The sequence below is a fragment of the Amycolatopsis keratiniphila genome, from assembly GCF_000400635.2.
Taxonomy (GTDB): Bacteria; Actinomycetota; Actinomycetes; order Mycobacteriales; family Pseudonocardiaceae; genus Amycolatopsis; species Amycolatopsis keratiniphila.
The window spans coordinates 676,357-689,213 of the sequence record NC_021252.1 but is presented as its reverse complement, the minus strand read 5'-3'; the positions used below and the strand labels follow the sequence as shown (position 1 = coordinate 689,213).

Annotated in this window: 21 protein-coding genes; all 21 read right to left on the bottom strand. The window is 66.1% G+C overall.

What is annotated here, in order from left to right; all coding sequences use genetic code 11:
- Position 1: 1 nt before the first annotated feature.
- The 21 genes from rpsE to fusA all read right to left on the bottom strand — a co-directional run bounded on the left by rpsE (position 2) and on the right by fusA (position 12,853).
- Positions 2 to 646, bottom strand: coding sequence for a 30S ribosomal protein S5 (gene rpsE / locus AORI_RS44370; protein WP_007031046.1), 645 nt, complete (start codon positions 644 to 646; stop codon positions 2 to 4).
- A 31-nt stretch (positions 647 to 677) separates the two neighbouring features.
- On the bottom strand, positions 678 to 1,076 hold the full coding sequence (rplR, locus tag AORI_RS44365) for a 50S ribosomal protein L18 (protein WP_007031045.1): 399 nt from the start codon (positions 1,074 to 1,076) through the stop codon (positions 678 to 680).
- 2 nt (positions 1,077 to 1,078) lie between these two features.
- Complete coding sequence (rplF, locus tag AORI_RS44360) at positions 1,079 to 1,618, bottom strand: 50S ribosomal protein L6 (protein ID WP_016331093.1); 540 nt, start codon at positions 1,616 to 1,618, stop codon at positions 1,079 to 1,081.
- Positions 1,619 to 1,634: 16 nt separating this feature from the next.
- Complete coding sequence (gene rpsH, locus AORI_RS44355) at positions 1,635 to 2,033, bottom strand: 30S ribosomal protein S8 (protein ID WP_007031043.1); 399 nt, start codon at positions 2,031 to 2,033, stop codon at positions 1,635 to 1,637.
- Positions 2,034 to 2,113: 80 nt separating this feature from the next.
- Entirely contained in the window at positions 2,114 to 2,299 is a 186-nt protein-coding gene (locus AORI_RS44350) for a type Z 30S ribosomal protein S14 (RefSeq protein WP_005166789.1), read from the bottom strand.
- Between the two features lie 4 nt (positions 2,300 to 2,303).
- Positions 2,304 to 2,867 (bottom strand): 50S ribosomal protein L5, encoded by a 564-nt coding sequence (gene rplE / locus AORI_RS44345; RefSeq protein WP_016331092.1) that lies wholly within the window; start codon positions 2,865 to 2,867, stop codon positions 2,304 to 2,306.
- A 2-nt stretch (positions 2,868 to 2,869) separates the two neighbouring features.
- Positions 2,870 to 3,184: a 50S ribosomal protein L24 gene (gene rplX, locus AORI_RS44340; protein WP_005166786.1), complete on the bottom strand. Its 315-nt coding sequence runs from the start codon at positions 3,182 to 3,184 to the stop codon at positions 2,870 to 2,872.
- A 3-nt stretch (positions 3,185 to 3,187) separates the two neighbouring features.
- Positions 3,188 to 3,556: a 50S ribosomal protein L14 gene (gene rplN, locus AORI_RS44335; RefSeq protein WP_005166785.1), complete on the bottom strand. Its 369-nt coding sequence runs from the start codon at positions 3,554 to 3,556 to the stop codon at positions 3,188 to 3,190.
- A gap of 79 nt (positions 3,557 to 3,635) precedes the next feature.
- The gene (gene rpsQ / locus AORI_RS44330) at positions 3,636 to 3,917 is read right to left on the bottom strand and encodes a 30S ribosomal protein S17 (RefSeq protein WP_007031041.1); all 282 of its coding nucleotides are present in this window, start codon (positions 3,915 to 3,917) and stop codon (positions 3,636 to 3,638) included.
- Positions 3,914 to 4,162 carry a 50S ribosomal protein L29 gene (gene rpmC / locus AORI_RS44325; protein WP_007031040.1) on the bottom strand — a complete coding sequence of 83 codons (249 nt, stop codon included), beginning with the start codon at positions 4,160 to 4,162 and terminating at the stop codon, positions 3,914 to 3,916. The genes rpsQ and rpmC overlap by 4 nt, the downstream gene beginning before the upstream one ends.
- Positions 4,162 to 4,581, bottom strand: a complete 420-nt coding sequence (gene rplP / locus AORI_RS44320) for a 50S ribosomal protein L16 (protein ID WP_005166782.1) — start codon at positions 4,579 to 4,581, stop codon at positions 4,162 to 4,164. The genes rpmC and rplP overlap by 1 nt, the downstream gene beginning before the upstream one ends.
- Positions 4,582 to 4,584: 3 nt before the next feature.
- Positions 4,585 to 5,442 carry a 30S ribosomal protein S3 gene (rpsC, locus tag AORI_RS44315; protein ID WP_016331091.1) on the bottom strand — a complete coding sequence of 286 codons (858 nt, stop codon included), beginning with the start codon at positions 5,440 to 5,442 and terminating at the stop codon, positions 4,585 to 4,587.
- On the bottom strand, positions 5,442 to 5,858 hold the full coding sequence (gene rplV, locus AORI_RS44310) for a 50S ribosomal protein L22 (RefSeq protein ID WP_005166780.1): 417 nt from the start codon (positions 5,856 to 5,858) through the stop codon (positions 5,442 to 5,444). The genes rpsC and rplV overlap by 1 nt, the downstream gene beginning before the upstream one ends.
- A 28-nt stretch (positions 5,859 to 5,886) precedes the next feature.
- Entirely contained in the window at positions 5,887 to 6,168 is a 282-nt protein-coding gene (rpsS, locus tag AORI_RS44305) for a 30S ribosomal protein S19 (RefSeq protein WP_003102083.1), read from the bottom strand.
- Positions 6,169 to 6,186: 18 nt separating this feature from the next.
- Positions 6,187 to 7,020, bottom strand: a complete 834-nt coding sequence (rplB, locus tag AORI_RS44300) for a 50S ribosomal protein L2 (RefSeq protein ID WP_005166779.1) — start codon at positions 7,018 to 7,020, stop codon at positions 6,187 to 6,189.
- Between the two features lie 16 nt (positions 7,021 to 7,036).
- On the bottom strand, positions 7,037 to 7,348 hold the full coding sequence (rplW, locus tag AORI_RS44295; RefSeq protein ID WP_005166778.1) for a 50S ribosomal protein L23: 312 nt from the start codon (positions 7,346 to 7,348) through the stop codon (positions 7,037 to 7,039).
- A complete protein-coding gene (rplD, locus tag AORI_RS44290; protein WP_016331090.1) occupies positions 7,345 to 8,031 on the bottom strand; it encodes a 50S ribosomal protein L4 in 687 nt (228 codons plus the stop codon). Before rplD ends, rplW begins: the two co-directional genes overlap by 4 nt.
- A 2-nt stretch (positions 8,032 to 8,033) precedes the next feature.
- On the bottom strand, positions 8,034 to 8,684 hold the full coding sequence (rplC, locus tag AORI_RS44285) for a 50S ribosomal protein L3 (protein WP_007031036.1): 651 nt from the start codon (positions 8,682 to 8,684) through the stop codon (positions 8,034 to 8,036).
- Between the two features lie 34 nt (positions 8,685 to 8,718).
- On the bottom strand, positions 8,719 to 9,024 hold the full coding sequence (gene rpsJ, locus AORI_RS44280) for a 30S ribosomal protein S10 (RefSeq protein WP_003102098.1): 306 nt from the start codon (positions 9,022 to 9,024) through the stop codon (positions 8,719 to 8,721).
- 411 nt (positions 9,025 to 9,435) lie between these two features.
- Positions 9,436 to 10,629, bottom strand: coding sequence for an elongation factor Tu (gene tuf, locus AORI_RS44275; protein ID WP_016331088.1), 1,194 nt, complete (start codon positions 10,627 to 10,629; stop codon positions 9,436 to 9,438).
- A gap of 124 nt (positions 10,630 to 10,753) precedes the next feature.
- Positions 10,754 to 12,853 (bottom strand): elongation factor G, encoded by a 2,100-nt coding sequence (fusA, locus tag AORI_RS44270; protein ID WP_016331087.1) that lies wholly within the window; start codon positions 12,851 to 12,853, stop codon positions 10,754 to 10,756.
- Between the last annotated feature and the right edge of the window lie 4 nt (positions 12,854 to 12,857).

Here is a 12,857-nt window from a genome sequence, read left to right as displayed (position 1 = left end):
GTCAGACCCCCTGCCCCGCGCGCTGACGCAGCATGCGAGCCGGAGCGACGTCCTCGAGCGGGAGACCGCGGCGGGCCGCGACCTCTTCGGGACGCTGCAGGCCCTTCAGGGCCGCCACGGTCGCGTGCACGATGTTGATCGCGTTGTCGGAGCCGAGCGACTTCGACAACACGTCGTGGACACCCGCGCACTCCAGCACCGCGCGCACCGGGCCACCGGCGATGACACCGGTACCGGCCGAGGCCGGACGGAGCAGCACGACACCGGCGGCTTCCTCACCCTGGATCGGGTGGGGGATGGTGCCGGCGACGCGGGGAACGCGGAAGAAGTTCTTCTTCGCTTCCTCGACGCCCTTGGCGATGGCCGCGGGAACTTCCTTGGCCTTGCCGTAGCCGACGCCGACCTGACCGTCGCCGTCACCGACGACCACCAGGGCGGTGAAGCTGAAGCGACGACCGCCCTTGACGACCTTGGCGACGCGGTTGATCGTCACGACCTTCTCGAGGTGCGGGGTCTTCTCCTGGCCGGCCCCGCCACGGCCGCTGTCGCGCCGGTCCCGGCGGTCGCGACGGTCATTGCGGTCGTTGCCGCCCTGCCCGCCGGGTCCGCCCTGGCCGCCGCCGAATTGCCGTGTACGTCCCGGCATCAGGCTTTCCTTCCATTCACGAGCATCTGCATCAGAACTCCAACCCCGCCTCACGGGCAGCGTCGGCGAGCGCCGCGATGCGGCCGTGGTAGGCGTTGCCACCACGGTCGAACACCACGGTCGAGACACCGGCGTTCTTGGCGCGGGCGGCGACGAGTTCCCCGACCTTGGCGGCCTTGGCCTTCTTGTCGCCTTCCAGCGCGCGGACGTCCGCCTCGAGGGTGGACGCCGACGCCAGGGTCTTGCCGGCGAGGTCGTCGATCAGCTGCACGGCGATGTGCCGCGACGAACGCTTGACGACCAGGCGCGGACGCTGGTCCGTGCCGTTGATCTTCTTGCGAAGGCGGAAGTGCCGACGGGCCTTCGCGACGCGGCGGCGGGTCGAGATGTCCTTGCCGACCGGCTTGCGCTTCGTAGTCGTGTCGCTCATGATCACTTACCCGTCTTTCCGACCTTGCGGCGGATCTTCTCACCCTCGTAGCGCAGGCCCTTGCCCTTGTACGGGTCCGGGCGGCGCAGCTTGCGGATGACCGCGGCGATCTGGCCGACCTTCTGCTTGTCGATGCCCGAGACCGAGAACCGGGTGGGGCTCTCGACCTTGAAGGTGATGCCTTCCGGAGCCTCGATCTTCACCGGGTGGCTGTAGCCGAGGGCGAACTCGAGGTCCGAGCCCTTGGCCTGCACACGGTAACCGACACCGTGGATCTCGAGCTTCTTCTCGTAGCCCTCGGTCACACCGACGACGAGGTTGTTGACCAGCGTCCGGGTGAGACCGTGCAGGGCACGGCTGGTGCGCTCCTCGTCGGGCCGCTTGACCTCGAGCGTGCCGTTTTCGGCTTGCTCGACGGTGATGGGCTCGGCGATGGTGTGCTCGAGGGTGCCCTTGGGCCCCTCGACCTTGATCTGCTGACCGTCGATGGTCACCTTGACCCCGGAGGGGACGGCGACCGGCAGCTTTCCAATGCGTGACATGTCTTTGCCCCCTTCCTTACCAGACGTAGGCGAGGACTTCGCCGCCCACGCTGTTGCGCTTGGCCTGACGGTCGGTCTGGAGGCCGGACGACGTCGAGATGATCGCGACGCCGAGGCCACCGAGAACCGACGGCAGTTCGGTCGATTTTGCGTAGACCCGCAGGCCGGGCTTGGACACGCGGCGGAGGCCGGCGATGCTGCGCTCACGGTTGGGGCCGTACTTCAGCTCCACGACGAGGTTCTTGTGCTTCTCGCCCGGCTCGTCGCGGTAGCCCGAGATGTAACCCTCGCGCTTGAGGATCTCGGCGATGTTCGCCTTGATCTTCGAGTGGGGAAGCACGACCTCGTCGTGGTAAGCCGAGTTCGCGTTACGCAGACGGGTCAAGAAGTCTGCGATGGGGTCGGTCATCGTCATGGTGACCTGTCAACCTTTCTCGCCCTGGTTCCCTGCAATCACTGCAGGGCCTGTGGCGAAGTGGGAGTTAAAAAAGACTCTTACCAGCTGGACTTGCGGACGCCGGGCAGCTCGCCCGCGTGTGCCATCTCGCGAAGGCAGATCCGGCAGAGCCCGAACTTGCGGAACACCGAGTGCGGGCGACCGCACCGCTGGCAGCGCGTGTAACCGCGAACCTTGAACTTCGGCGTCTTCGCGGCCTTGTGGACCAGTGCTTTCTTGGCCATCGACTCAGTTCTCCTTGAACGGGAAGCCGAGCTTGCGAAGCAGCGCGCGGCCCTCGTCGTCGGTGTTGGCGGTGGTGACGACAGTGACGTCCATACCGCGCGGGCGGTCGATGGCGTCCGGGTCGATCTCGTGGAACATGGACTGCTCGTTGAGACCGAACGTGTAGTTGCCGTTGCCGTCGAACTGCTTCGGCGAAAGCCCGCGGAAGTCACGGATACGCGGCAGCGCGATGGTCAGCAGCCGGTCGAGGAACTCCCACATGCGGTCGTTGCGCAGCGTGACGCGCGCACCGATCGGCTGGCCCTCACGCAGCTTGAACTGCGCGATGGACTTGCGAGCCTTGCGAACCTCGGGCTTCTGCCCGGTGATCGCGGCCAGGTCGCGGATGGCGCCTTCGATCAGCTTGCTGTCACGGGCGGCGTCTCCGACACCCATGTTCACGACGACCTTGACGACGCCCGGGATCTGGTGGACGTTCTCGAAGGAGAACTCCTCCTGGAGCTGTCCCTTGATCTCCTCGCGGTACCGCACCTTGAGGCGCGGGGCGATCTTCTCTGCGGTGGTCATGATCAGATGTCCTTACCGTTCCGGCGCGAGACCCGGACCTTCTTGCCGTCCTCGCCGATGCGGTAGCCCACCCGGGTCGGCTTGCCGTCGGAGTCGACGACCATCACGTTCGAGACGTGGATGGGCGCCTCCTGCGTGACGATGCCGCCGGACTGCGCGCCGCGCTGGGTCTGGGAGATCCGCGTGTGCTTCTTGATCCGGTTGACGCCCTCGACCAGCACGCGCTCGCGCTCGGGGTAGGCCTGGATGACCTTGCCCTTGGCACCCTTGTCCTTGCCGGCGATGACGACGACCGTGTCGCCCTTCTTCACCTTCATGCTCTACAACACCTCCGGCGCGAGCGAAATGATCTTCATGAACTTTCGGTCGCGCAGCTCGCGGCCGACCGGCCCGAAGATGCGGGTGCCGCGGGGCTCATTGTCGTTCTTGATGAGCACAGCAGCGTTCTCGTCGAAGCGGATGTAAGAACCGTCCGGACGACGGCGCTCCTTGCGCGTGCGAACGATGACCGCCTTGACGACGTCACCCTTCTTCACGCCGGCAGCCGGCATGGCGTCCTTCACGGTGGCGACGATGATGTCGCCGATGCCCGCGTAGCGCCGCCCCGAGCCACCGAGAACGCGGATGCAAAGGATCTCCTTCGCGCCCGTGTTGTCGGCAACCCGAAGCCGCGACTCCTGCTGGATCACGTCTACTCCTGTATGTCGCGCTGGTTCTCGCGGTGTCGCGCGAGCCTTGCGGAACTAAGGGACTCAAAAAGAGCCCTACTTACTTGGCCTTCTCCACGATCTGCACCAGACGCCAGCGCTTGGTCGCCGACAGCGGGCGGGTCTCCATCAGGGTGACCCGGTCGCCCACGCCCGCCTCGTTGTTCTCGTCGTGCACCTTGACCTTGCTGGTGCTGCGGAGAACCTTGGCGTAACGACGGTGCTTCTTGCGGTCCTCGAGCTCGACCACGATCGTCTTGTTCATCTTGTCCGAGACGACGTAACCCTCACGGACCTTGCGGTCGTTGCGGGGGGCCGCCTCAGCGTTGGGCTGCTCGCTCATGCGGCACCTTCACTCTCGGCGTCAGGGGAAACGGACAGGCCGAGTTCACGCTCGCGCATGACCGTGTAGATCCGCGCGATGTCCGTGCGGACGGTGCGCAGACGGCGGTTGTTGTCGAGCTGTCCGGTCGCCATCTGGAAGCGGAGGTTGAAGAGCTCCTCCTTGTATTCCTTCAGACGCAGAACGAGCTCTTCCGCGGTGAGCTCACGCAGCTCCGATGCCTGGGCGGCACCTGCCTTCGCCATCAGAACTCACCACCTTCACGGGTCACGATGCGGCACTTCATGGGCAGCTTGTGGATCGCGCGACGGAGCGCCTCGCGGGCGGTCTCCTCGTTCGGGAACGAGATCTCGAACATCACGCGGCCCGGCTTCACGTTGGCGATCCACCACTCGGGCGAACCCTTACCGGAACCCATGCGGGTTTCCGCCGGCTTCTTGGTCAGCGGGCGGTCCGGGTAGATGGTCGTCCACACCTTGCCGCCACGCTTGATGTGACGCGTCATGGCGATACGAGCGGACTCGATCTGCCGGTTGGTCACGTAGCTGTGCTCAAGCGCCTGGATGCCGTACTCGCCGAAGTTCACCTTCGTACCGCCCTTGGCGGCACCGTGGCGCTTCGGGGAGTGCTGCTTCCGGTGCTTGACCCTGCGCGGGATGAGCACGTGTCAGCCCTCCGTCTTTTCTGCAGTCTCAGCAGCCGGGGCCTCGGTGGCGGTGCCACCCTTGGGGGCGTCGTCGCTCTTCGCGGCGGCGGCCGCCCGGCCGGCTTCGGTCGAGGTCGGCGTCGTGCCCGACGAGCCGGAACGGCGCGGTCGGGACGGGCGGTCACCACGGTCACGGCGCGGGGCGCGCTCGGCGGCCGCGGCGGCGTCACGCGCCTCCTTGGCCTTGAGGCCACCCACGAGCTCGCCCTTGTAGATCCACACCTTCACGCCGATGCGACCGAACGTCGTCTTGGCCTCGAAGAAGCCGTAGTCGATGTCGGCGCGCAGCGTGTGCAGCGGGACGCGGCCATCGCGGTAGTGCTCGGAGCGGGACATCTCGGCACCGCCGAGACGACCGCCGCACTGCACGCGGATGCCCTTGACCTGCGGCGAGCGCATGGAGGTCTGGATCGCCTTGCGCATCGCGCGGCGGAACGCCACACGGTTGCTCAGCTGCTCCGCGACACCCTGCGCGACGAGCTGGGCGTCGGCCTCGGGGTTCTTGACCTCGAGGATGTTCAGCTGGACCTGCTTGGCGGTCAGCTTCTCCAGCGCGCCGCGGATGCGGTCGGCCTCCGCGCCGCGACGGCCGATGACGATGCCCGGCCGGGCGGTGTGGATGTCGACGCGGACCCGGTCACGGGTGCGCTCGATCTCGACCTTGGAGATCCCGGCGCGCTCCATGCCCGTGGACAGCAGCTTCCGGATCTTGACGTCCTCGGCCACGTACTCCGCGTACTGCTTGTCGGCGTACCAACGCGACTTCCAGTCCGTGGTGATACCCAGGCGGAAGCCGTGCGGGTTGATCTTCTGGCCCACTACCGGCCACCTGCCTTCTTCTTGCCCTGTGCCTTCTTGGCCTCGGCCTTGGGACGCGACTCCACCTCGACGGTGATGTGGCTGGTCCGCTTGCGGATCCGGTACGCGCGGCCCTGGGCCCGCGGACGGATGCGCTTGAGGGTCGGGCCCTCGTCGGCGTAGGCGTTCTTGACCCAGAGGGTGTCCGGGTCGAGATCGAGGTTGTTCTCGGCGTTGGCCACGGCGCTGGCGAGCACCTTCGCGACCGGCTCGCTTGCCGCCTGCGGGGCGAACTGGAGCACGGCCAAGGCGTCGGCGGCGCTACGTCCCTTGATCAGCTCGATCACCCGGCGCACCTTGGTAGGCGAGTCCCGGACGAAGCGAGCCCGCGCGTAAGCCGTCGGCAAAGCCTCGGCCACGTCGTTCTGGGCGTTCATCGCTAGTTCCTTGTTCTCTCGTGCCCGCTCAGCGGCGGCGCGACTTGCGGTCGTCCTTGATGTGGCCCTTGAAGGTCCGAGTCGGCGCGAATTCGCCCAACTTGTGACCCACCATCGCCTCGGTGACGAACACCGGGACGTGCTTGCGGCCGTCGTGCACAGCGATCGTGTGACCCAGGAAGTCCGGGATGATCGTGGAGCGACGCGACCACGTCTTGATCACGGTCTTCTTGCCCGACTCGTTGAGAGCGTCCACCTTCTTGAGCAGGTGGTCGTCCACGAAGGGGCCCTTTTTGAGGCTACGTGGCATGTTCTTCTACCTCCCTGCTCAGCGCTTCTTGCCGGTACGCCGGCGGCGGACGATCATGGCGTCGGAAGCCTTGCGGCGGCGGGTGCGGCCTTCGGGCTTACCGTTCGGGTTCACCGGGTGGCGACCACCGGAGGTCTTACCCTCACCACCACCGTGCGGGTGGTCGACCGGGTTCATGACGACACCACGGACGGTGGGGCGCTTGCCGCGCCAGCGGTTACGGCCCGCCTTGCCCCAGTTGATGTTCGAGTGCTCGGAGTTGCCGACCTCGCCGATGGTGGCGCGGTTGCGCACGTCGACGTTGCGGATCTCGCCCGAGGGGAGACGAAGCTGGGCGTACGGCCCGTCCTTCGCCACCAGCTGCACCTTGGCACCGGCGGACCGCGCCATCTTCGCGCCGCCACCGGGGCGGAGCTCGATCGCGTGGATCACGGTGCCGACCGGGATGTTGCGCAGCGGCAGGTTGTTACCCGGCTTGATGTCGGCACGGGGGCCGTTCTCGACCGTGTCACCCTGCTTGAGCTTCTCCGGGGCGATGATGTAGCGCTTCTCGCCGTCGGCGTAGTGCAGCAGCGCGATCCGAGCGGACCGGTTGGGGTCGTACTCGATGTGCGCGACCTTGGCGGGAACGCCGTCCTTGTCGTTCCGGCGGAAGTCGATCAGCCGGTACGCACGCTTGTGGCCACCACCCTTGTGCCGGGTGGTGATCTTGCCGCTGGAGTTACGGCCGCCGGACTTGCTCAGCGGACGCAGCAGCGACTTCTCCGGGGTGGACCGAGTGATCTCGGCGAAGTCGGAGACGCTGGAACCGCGACGACCCGGGGTCGTCGGCTTGTACTTGCGGATGCCCATGTGTCAGCTCAGTCCTTTACGCGGTGGGTCCGCCGAAGATCTCGATCGGCTTGCTCTCAGCCGAAAGAGTCACGATGGCGCGCTTGGTGTCCTTGCGCTTGCCGAAGCCGGCGCGAGTCCGCTTACGCTTGCCCTGGCGGTTGGCCGTGTTGACGCTGACCACCTTGACGCCGAACACCTTCTCGACCGCGATCTTGATCTGGGTCTTGTTGGCGTCCGGGCGGACGATGAACGTGTACTTGTGGTCCTCGAGCAGCCCGTAGGACTTCTCGGAGATCACCGGCGCGAGCAAGATGTCGCGGGGATCGGGGATGGCGATCGCACTCACTGCTCGTCACTCCCTTCAACCTCGCTCGACCGAGCCGAAGCCTTCGCGCCCTTGCCCCGGACGGGGCCGGCGACGAACACGTCGTAAGCGGCCTTGGTGAACACCACGTCGTCGTTGACCAACACGTCGTAGGTGTTGAGCTGGTCGGGCGTGATGATGTGGACCTCGGCCAGGTTGCGCACGGAGTTCCAGCTCAGCTCGTCGTCGCGGTGCAGGACCACGAGAACGCGCTTGGCCTGGGTCACCGCGGCGATGGCGGCCTTGGCGGACTTGGTGGACGGCTTCTCGCCGGTCACCAGTTCGGTGATGACGTGCAGCTGTCCGGCACGGGCCCGGTCGGAGAGGGCGCCACGCAGAGCGGCGGCCTTCATCTTCTTCGGGGTCCGCTGGGTGTAGTCACGCGGCGTGGGGCCGTGGACGACGCCACCACCGGTGAACTGCGGCGCACGGGTCGAACCCTGGCGGGCGCGGCCGGTGCCCTTCTGGCGGTACGGCTTCTTGCCACCACCGCGGACTTCACCGCGGGTCTTGGTGTCATGCGTGCCCTGGCGAGCGGCGGCCAGCTGGGCCACCACGACCTGGTGCATGAGGGGCACGTTGGCCTGCACGTCGAAGATCTCCGAGGGGAGCTCGACCGTGCCGTCGGCTTTACCGGCCGGGGTCTTCAGCTCGACGCTGGTCATGTTCAGTTACCACCCTTCGCGGCGCTGCGAACGAACAGCAGGCCGCCCTTGGGACCGGGCACGGCGCCCTTGATCAGCAGCAGGCCGTCCTCGGCACGCACCGCGTGCACGGTCAGGTTCTGCGTGGTGACCCGGTCGTTGCCCATCCGGCCCGCCATGCGCAGGCCCTTGAAGACGCGGCCCGGGGTGGCGCAGCCACCGATCGAGCCGGGCTTGCGGTGCACGGCCTGGGCACCGTGGCTCGCGCCCTGGCCCTTGAAGCCGTGACGCTTCATGACACCGGCGTAGCCCTTGCCCTTGCTGGTACCGGTCACGTCGACCTCGATACCGGCCTCGAACACCTCGGCGGTGATCTCCTGGCCGACCTCGTAGGTCTCGGCGTCGGTGGTACGCAGCTCCGCAAGGTAACGGCGCGGGGTCACGCTCGCCTTGTCGAAGTGGCCGGTGCGCGGCTTGTTCACCCGGCGCGGGTCGACCGCGCCGAAAGCCAGCTGCACGGCCTTGTAGCCGTCGTTCTCCTGGGTCCGAACCTGGGTGACCACGTTCGGCCCGGCCTGGACGACGGTCACCGGGACGACCCGGTTGTTCTCGTCGAAGACCTGGGTCATGCCGAGCTTGGTGCCCAGGATGCCCTTCACTTGCCTGTCAGACATGAGTCTCTTACTCTCCGCCGCTCGCCAGCCGCTGCTACTGGATGTTGACGTCGACGCTCGCCGGCAGGTCGATGCGCATGAGCGCGTCGACCGTCTTCGGCGTCGGGTCGAGGATGTCGATCAGACGCTTGTGCGTGCGCATCTCGAAGTGCTCGCGCGAGTCCTTGTACTTGTGCGGCGAGCGGATGACGCAGTAAACGTTCTTCTCGGTGGGCAGCGGCACCGGCCCGACAACACGGGCGCCGGTACGCGTGACCGTCTCGACGATCTTGCGTGCCGAGGTGTCGATCGCCTCGTGGTCGTAGGCCTTGAGCCGGATGCGGATCTTCTGTCCCGCCATGGTGGCTGCTCGTTCCTTGTCGTCTCGTGCCGCTTTTGTCTTTTCAAACCTCAGCCTGGCTGAGGTTTTCCCAGTTCAACGGCCCTGTCCCCGGTCCACGCGGTCGGGCGTGTCGTGCCCGACGCACAGACGGATCCCGCGGGATCTTCGTCTTGCCTGGTCTTCCTCAACGTGAGGAGGCATCGAGCCGGCGGAAAAGCTTGGATCGCCGTCTCAAACGCCCTTGCCCGCTAGCCTCACCCGAAGGAAGTGCTCCGCGGACCGTGGCCGCTCATACCAGGGCGGCCGGAACCTGTCTTCGGAAAGAAGTACGAGTTCGGCCGCCCCAGGACGAGCAACCTGAATAGTGTCGCACACGTGATTTGACGCCCCTAACCCGGGGGTGTATTACCCCCGGGCGGGGCGCCTAAATCACTTGATGATCTTGGTGACCTGGCCGGCGCCGACGGTCCGACCACCCTCGCGGATGGCGAAACGCAGGCCCTCGTCCATGGCGACCGGCTGGATCAGCACGACGCTGATGTCCGTGTTGTCGCCCGGCATGACCATCTCGACACCCTCCTTGAGGGTGACGACGCCGGTCACGTCCGTGGTACGGAAGTAGAACTGCGGGCGGTAGTTGTTGAAGAACGGGGTGTGACGGCCACCCTCGTCCTTCGACAGGATGTAGACCGAGCCCTCGAACTCCGTGTGCGGGGTGGTGGTGCCCGGCTTCACGACGACCTGGCCGCGCTCGACGTCCTCGCGCTTGATACCGCGGACCAGCAGACCGACGTTGTCGCCCGCCTCGCCGGTGTCCAGCAGCTTGCGGAACATCTCGACACCGGTGACGGTGGTCTTGGTCGACTTCTCCTTGATGCCGACGATCTCGACCTCTTCGTTCACGTTGACGCGGCCGCGCTCGATGCGACCGGTCACGACCGTGCCACGGCCGGTGATGGTGAAGACGTCCTCGATCGGCATGAGGAACGGCTTGTCGAGCTCGCGGACCGGGTCCGGCACGTTCTCGTCGACGGCTTCCATCAGCTCGAGAACGCTCTCGCCCCACTTGGCGTCGCCCTCGAGGGCCTTCAGGCCGGAGACCTTGATGACCGGAGCGTCGTCACCCGGGAAGTCCTGGGAGGACAGCAGCTCGCGGACCTCGAGCTCGACGAGCTCCAGGATCTCCTCGTCGTCGACCATGTCGGCCTTGTTCAGCGCGACCACGATGTAGGGCACGCCGACCTGCTTCGCGAGCAGCACGTGTTCACGGGTCTGCGGCATCGGGCCGTCGGTCGCCGCGACCACGAGGATCGCGCCGTCCATCTGCGCCGCACCGGTGATCATGTTCTTGATGTAGTCCGCGTGACCGGGGGCGTCCACGTGGGCGTAGTGACGCTTCTCGGTCTGGTACTCGACGTGCGAGATGTTGATCGTGATACCGCGCTGCTTCTCTTCGGGCGCGTTGTCGATCTGGTCGAACGCCGAAGCGGTGTTCAGCTCGGGGTACTTGTCGTGCAGAACCTTGGTGATCGCCGCGGTCAGAGTGGTCTTACCGTGGTCGACGTGACCGATGGTCCCGATGTTGACGTGCGGCTTGGTCCGCTCGAATTTCGCCTTCGCCACTGGAATGTCCTCCTGGACTGTTTTGCTTACTCACCGGCCAACGTGGCTGTCGGACGGGGATTCGTTTCTTGACGGATGCTGCGGACGTTCAGGAGTGTTCCTTATGCCCGCGAGCGGACGGGAACTACTCCCCCGTCGCCTTCGCGATGATTTCCTTCGCGACGTTCGCGGGAACCTCGGCGTAGGAGTCGAACACCATGGAGTAGTTGGCACGTCCCTGCGTACGCGAACGCAGGTCGCCGACGTAACCGAACATCTCCGACAGCGGGACCAGTGCCTTGACGACACGGGTACCGGCGCGCTCCTCCATGGCCTGGATCTGGCCACGGCGGGAGTTGAGGTCGCCGATCACATCGCCCATGTAGTCCTCGGGCGTGGTGACCTCGACGGCCATCAGCGGCTCGAGGATGACCGGACCGGCCTTCTTCGCGGCTTCCTTCATCGCCATGGAGCCGGCGATCTTGAAGGCCATTTCCGAAGAGTCGACCTCGTGGTACGCGCCGTCCAACAAGGTGAACTTCAACCCGACGAGCGGGTAGCCGGCCAGCACGCCGTACTGCATGGCGTCCTGCGCGCCCGCGTCGACCGACGGGATGTACTCCCGCGGCACGCGGCCACCGGTGACCTTGTTGTCGAACTCGTAGAGGGCACCGTCGGTGGACTCGAGCGGCTCGAGCTTGACGATGACCTTCGCGAACTGACCGGAACCACCGGTCTGCTTCTTGTGCACGTAGTCGAGCTTCTCGACCGTCTTGCGCACCGTCTCGCGGTAGGCGACCTGCGGCTTACCGATGTTCGCCTCGACCTTGTAGTCGGACTTCATGCGGTTGACCAGCACCTCGAGGTGCAGCTCGCCCATACCGGCGATGATCGTCTGGCCGGTGTCCTCGTCCAGGTTGACCTGGAACGTCGGGTCCTCTTCGGCCAGCTTCTGGATCGCCAGGGACAGCTTCTCCTGGTCGGCCTTGGTCTTCGGCTCGATCGCGACGCGGATGACCGGCGCCGGGAACGTCATCGACTCGAGGACGACCGGGTTCTGCGGGTCGGCGAGGGTGTCACCGGTGGTGGTGTCCTTCAGGCCGATGACCGCGTAGATGTGGCCTGCCTGGGCCTCGTCGACCGGGTTCTCCTTGTTGGAGTGCATCTGGAAGAGCTTCCCGATGCGCTCCTTGCGCTCCTTGGTCGCGTTGATCAGCTGCGCGCCGGAAGCGATCTTGCCCGAGTACACCCGGATGTAGGTCAGCTTGCCGAAGAACGGGTGCGCGGCGATCTTGAACGCCAGTGCGGAGAACGGCTCGTCGACGGACGGCTTCCGGCTGACCGGGGTCTCACCGTCGGGCAGCGTGCCCTCGACGGCCGGGACGTCCAGCGGCGACGGAAGGTAGTCGATGACCGCGTCGAGCATGGGCTGGACGCCCTTGTTCTTGAACGCGGAACCGGTGAGCACCGGGTACGCCTCGCGGGCGACGGTGAGCTTCCGGATGCCGGCCTTGATCTCGGCCTCGGTCAGCTCCTCGCCCTCGAGGAACTTCTCCATGAGCGCGTCGTCGGTCTCGGCGACGGTCTCGACGAGCTTCTCGCGGTACTCGGCGGCCTTGTCGGCCAGCTCCGCGGGAATGTCCTCGACCGAGTAGTCCTCGCCCTTCTGGACCTCGCCGCGCCAGGTCAGCGCCTTCATGCGGACCAGGTCGATGACACCTTCGAACTCGTTCTCGGCGCCGATCGGCAGCTGGATGACCAGCGGGCGGGCGCCGAGGCGCTCCTCGATGGTGCGGACGGTGAAGTAGAAGTCCGCGCCGAGCTTGTCCATCTTGTTGACGAAGCAGATACGAGGAACCTCGTACTTGTCCGCCTGACGCCAGACCTGCTCGGACTGCGGCTCGACACCTTCCTTGCCGTCGAAGACGGCGACGGCACCGTCGAGCACCCGCAGCGAACGCTCCACCTCGACGGTGAAGTCGACGTGACCCGGGGTGTCGATGATGTTGATCTGGTGGTCGGCCCAGAAGGTGGTGGTGGCAGCCGAGGTGATGGTGATACCCCGCTTCTGCTCCTCCTCCATCCAGTCCATCGTCGCGGCGCCGTCGTGCACCTCGCCGATCTTGTAGTTGATCCCGGTGTAGAACAGGATCCGCTCGGTGGTGGTGGTCTTACCGGCGTCGATGTGGGCCATGATGCCGATGTTGCGGACCTTGTTCAGGTCGGTCAGCACGTCACGTGCCACGAGA